At 43.0% G+C, this 4,917-nt stretch carries 2 protein-coding genes; both read right to left on the minus strand.

The window, feature by feature from the left end; all coding sequences use genetic code 11:
• Window positions 1–1,706: pyruvate formate lyase family protein (locus BHV83_RS00020; protein WP_286755107.1), on the minus strand; the 1,706-nt coding region annotated here is incomplete at its 3' end.
• 426 nt (window positions 1,707–2,132) lie between these two features.
• Window positions 2,133–4,847 (minus strand): DUF6383 domain-containing protein, encoded by a 2,715-nt coding sequence (locus BHV83_RS00025; protein WP_122205403.1) that lies wholly within the window; start codon window positions 4,845–4,847, stop codon window positions 2,133–2,135.
• Between the last annotated feature and the right edge of the window lie 70 nt (window positions 4,848–4,917).

Below are 4,917 nucleotides of genomic sequence, written 5' to 3' on the forward strand. Positions count from 1 at the left end.
ACAGCAATACTGTCCGTGCGGTCGTCATTGTTTCCGAAAGGTACATATTCGCCTTCGCGTTCGAAGTCGACAGCCAAACCACGTTCGTCACGGATCACTTTCACTTTCGTATCACGGATGGCAGCCAGCGAGTCAGCAACGATAGAAAGGCCGGCGATACCGGTTGCGCGGATACGTTCCACATCTCCGTCATGAAGCCCCATCTCGAATGCTTCATACGCATATTTGTCGTGCATGTAGTGAATGATCTTCAGAGCATTGACATAAACTTTTGCCAACCAGCGCATCATCTGCTCGTATTTCTCCATCACTTCGTTGTAGTCCAGATACTCGCTGGTGATCGGTTCGAAACGGGGAGCCACCTGCACACCCGATTTCTCGTCACGTCCGCCATTGATCGCATACAACAAGCACTTGGCCAGGTTGGCACGAGCTCCGAAATACTGCATCTGCTTACCGATCTTCATCGGAGACACACAGCAGGCGATACCGTAATCGTCGCCATAGTCCGGACGCATCAGATCGTCGTTCTCGTACTGGATGGCAGAGGTATCGATCGATACTTTTGCGCAGAAGTTTTTCCAGTTATCCGGAGCATTGTTGAACCAAAGCACCGTCAGGTTGGGTTCGGGTGCCGGGCCGAGGTTATACAAGGTATGCAGATAACGGTAAGATGTCTTTGTCACCAGCGAACGGCCGTCAACACCTTGTCCGCCCAGCGATTCAGTCACCCAAACAGGGTCGCCGGAGAACAGGTCGTTGTATTCCGGAGTACGCAGGAAACGGACAATACGCAGTTTGATAATAAACTGGTCGATCAATTCCTGTGCCTCTTCTTCCGTCAGCTTGCCTTCGCAAATATCTTTTTCGATATAGATATCGAGGAAAGTAGAAGTACGTCCGAGAGACATGGCTGCTCCATCCTGATCCTTTACGGCTGCCAGGTAAGCCAGATACAAGAACTGCACGGCTTCGCGGGCATCCTTTGCCGGACGTGTCACATCGAAACCATAACCGGCACACATTTTCTCAAATGCTTTCAGCGCTTTGATCTGCTCCGTTATCTCCTCACGACTCTGAATGATTTCTTCTGTCAGTTCCTGTATATCGAGACGTTTCTGGAAACGTTTCTTTTCTTCGATCAGGATCTGGGTTCCGTACAGAGGTACACGACGGTAATCACCGATGATACGTCCGCGTCCGTAGGCATCAGGCAACCCGGTAATGATGGCGGAACGACGTGCCGCAATCATCTCGTCTGTATAGGCTGAAAAAACGCCTTCGTTGTGCGTCTTTCTGTATTTGGTGAAGATTTCTTTTGTCATCGGGTCCAGATGATAGCCATAGGCTTCCAGACTGTTTTCGACCATGCGGATACCGCCTTTCGGGAAGATACCGCGTTTCAACGGGGCGTCTGTCTGCAAGCCGACGATTACTTCGTTTTCCTTATCGATGTAACCGGGTCCGTATGTGTCAATCCCCTGGGGAAGCTTCGTTTCGGCATCATATACTCCTTTCTTCCTTTCAACCTTAAACATCTCGGTTAGTTTGTTCCACACTTTCTTCGTTTTCTCCGAAGAGGGTACGAGGAACGTATCGTCTCCGTTATAAGGTTTGTAATTGTTCTGGATAAAGTCTCTTACATTGATCTCCTTTTTCCAGGTTTCTCCTTTGAACTGCGCCCAGTTCTCGTTTTCAAACTTCATAAGCTTATCTTGTCTATTTCGGTTTAGGCACGCAAAGATACGTCTTTTCCCCCTATCTGAAAAGGATTGTAAAGGACGAGGGATGTTAAACCGGAGAAAATACCTACAAATAGGGATAAGGGAAATAAAAACGAAGCCCCGGCAGTACGAATACCGCCGGGGCCTGTTTTTTGTCTGCCGTCCGGTCTTCACAGAGGGAAAAGCAGTAGAACTTTTAATTTCATTACTTTAGTATTATTAATATTAAATCCAACCGCTTGTTCGCCTGTCGCAGGGTAATTGAAACCATAGATCAAGAAAACCTCTTACATACGGTTTCACGCAGGTTGTCTAGAATTATTTGATTATAAAATGTCATTGTGCCTGTGTAAGGGTGGTTCGCTAACCACCCTTACGATAGACAGTATTGTTTTTTAGTATCAATCGTTACTTAACGATAGCTTTTACAGCAGCTTCACCTTCAACAGCTACAACTACTACACCTGCCGGAGCAGCGATTACAGCGTTGTCAGAAGAAACAACAGTGTTAGCTACTACCTGACCTAAGATGTTACTGATAACAACTTTCTTACCGGCAGCGCCTGCGATTGTTACGTTACCTTCGCCAGCGATCACTTTCACTTCAGATGTTGCGATGCCTTCGTTGGCTGTCGGAGCTTCTGTATCTTCGATCACAAATGTTTCAACGGCATTAAATTCACCCAATACAAGATTGCCATTCAAAACATTAACATAATCACCTGCCATATTATACAGTATATAAGCACCGTCTACCTCCAAGATCTGGAACTTGAACTCAGCTGGAGTCTCAATGGCTTCTTCTGCGCCAGCCAACAAGACCGAATCCTGGTTTTCAACACGTACAGCTTCTGTAAACATAACTCTTCTGATTGCATTTGCAGGATAGTCATACCATGTATTAGCAATCAAAGCAGCTCTTTCAGCAGCTGTAATTTCATCGTTTTCATAAGCTGTTTCAGCCAAATCTGCAACATAAGAACCGGCTACCATCATCTTACCATTCTGAGAAATGAAGAATTTCGGAGTTGCATCTTTTGCATTTACAGAATCAACAAACAACTTCATCGGTTCTTTTGCTAAGATTGCAGCATCAGTTTCCGAAGCAGAAACAAACTTACCTAATACATCACAAACATTTACCCATTTGCTATCAGCTGGATAAGAGGCAAACGGCTGAACAACTGAAATATTGAAAGATGTTGCGGCTGCCAATGTATTTTTCTGATCCAACTTATAATCGTTTTCATCACTTGTCGTTGGTGCCAACTGTGCATAAACACTGAAATCACCATCCGTTGTTGTTGTATAAGCAATCACATAAGCATCTTTAGCAACTTGTCTCAAATAGAAAGAAAGAGGGGCACCAGCAAGTTTGAAAGCTCCAGCGATAAACTGATCATCATCAGCAATCGTATAAGTATAATCCTTACGAATCACTTCATCTTTAGATTCTTTCAAAGACGTACCTTCATAGTATTTATAAGTTGCTTTGTGATCTGTAGCCTTATCAGATCTCGTCAAAGTCCATTCTGTTGCACGTTCTTCGAACGGTGTTCCAAAAACAACCTTATTATCTGCATCAGCTTTCAAATAAACATCCACATATTGGCCACCCACTAATGTCTCAACCATAGTAGCCAATGTATAAGTCTGTCCTTCTACATTTTCAGCGTGGAAATAACCATTTTCCTGGCTGTAGCTTTGAGCAACTTCCAACTTGATAGTTTCACCATCCAAAGCTGTACCATTAGCTTTCACTTTGTAAATACCTGCTTTGTCTGTTGCATAGAAAGCGATGTTGTCAATTGTTTCGAAGTTCTGAACGTTGATCAATTTAACTGTGTTTGCCTCTGTTCCAGCAGCAACCAACCACTGACCAGCCGGATAGTTCTTCATTGCTGCAGAACCTTTATCATACATCTTAATAGAAGCATCTTCCAGTCCTAACGCTTTAGCAAAAGCACCATTAGCATTAGCTGCCACAACATTTACAACCAACGTTTTTGCATTGGCAATTGAGCTTGCAGCAACACGAGTACCATGGCCTACTTCAATCACCATCGGAGACTGACCGATTTTCACTTCTCTTGTAGCAACGTAAGAGACTTCATTAGCTGCGTCTACCTTGTCTACCCAAACAGTACCGGTTTTGCCAAGCACATCTTTCTGCTTCAATATATATCCGTCTTGGTTCAAAGAAGTGTAAGCATAGAACTTCGCATTGTCAAAGTCAATCTTATTGTCTCCTTTTATCAACTCTGCACCTGAGATGACATCATATCTGTAACCTGTCAATGTTTCATCATTAACGTTATTTGTCAAATTATTTTTTGTCAGATAGATGAACTTGGCTGCTTTAAACTTGTCATCACCTTTTGTAAAGGTACCATTAGTATCTTCACCTTCCACCATCAACAAGAATGAGTTATTTGCTGTTTCTGCTCCAAGAGTTACTACTGTAATTTCATTATCATTGAAAGTAGAGTCACCCTGCAATTCTGCATATTCAGTGAAATCAAAAGAGAAGTTGTCACCTTCTATGTCGCGGAAATTAGCAGGAGTTATAGGTGTATCGTAGGCTTCGTAAAGAGCGACTGCACCTTTCACTGCGGTTTTAGTGGCTTCGTTTTTGCTAACCAATGCTATCGGCCATTGATTATTAACATTTTTGAAACCTAAATAAAGAGGAGCACCCGTTACGTTCATCAACTGTAACTGTTTCTTAGCAGTCAAACCAAACCAACGCAAAGCCGTTTCCTTGTTTGCGTCATCCTTTTTATCTACAACAATATAAGCACCATCTTTTTCAACAAATGCCAAGAACTTGCCATCTTTATCCATGAAAGAATACTGTCCTTGCGCATTTTTTACAACAAACCACTGAGCTTCTGTAGTTGGAGCAGTTTCTGTAATAGTAGCAGCATTTACAGGGTTTGCCAATGCGAAAGCCTGAAAATAGCTATTGCCACTATCTTCATGCGTACCTGCCAAATAATAGGCACGTCCTTCCTTGAATTTTTCCAATTCGACTTTGCGGGCATTATCAAGCTGCGCATAAGTCGAACTAAAAGAACCGGCTAGCAAAATACCGGCCAAAAGAGTAGAAAATCTCTTGTTCATAATCTAAAATGTTTAATTAATAATAATATGTATATTGAATATCGTTCTTACTTCCTGTTTAACAGGTTTT

Source organism: Parabacteroides sp. merdae-related_45_40, from assembly GCF_001915675.1.

Bases quoted from the DNA above. Each gene is read 5' to 3' on its own strand.
- BHV83_RS00025 (WP_122205403.1), bottom strand. From the start codon at position 4,847: ATGAACAAGAGATTTTCTACTCTTTTGGCCGGTATTTTGCTAGCCGGT.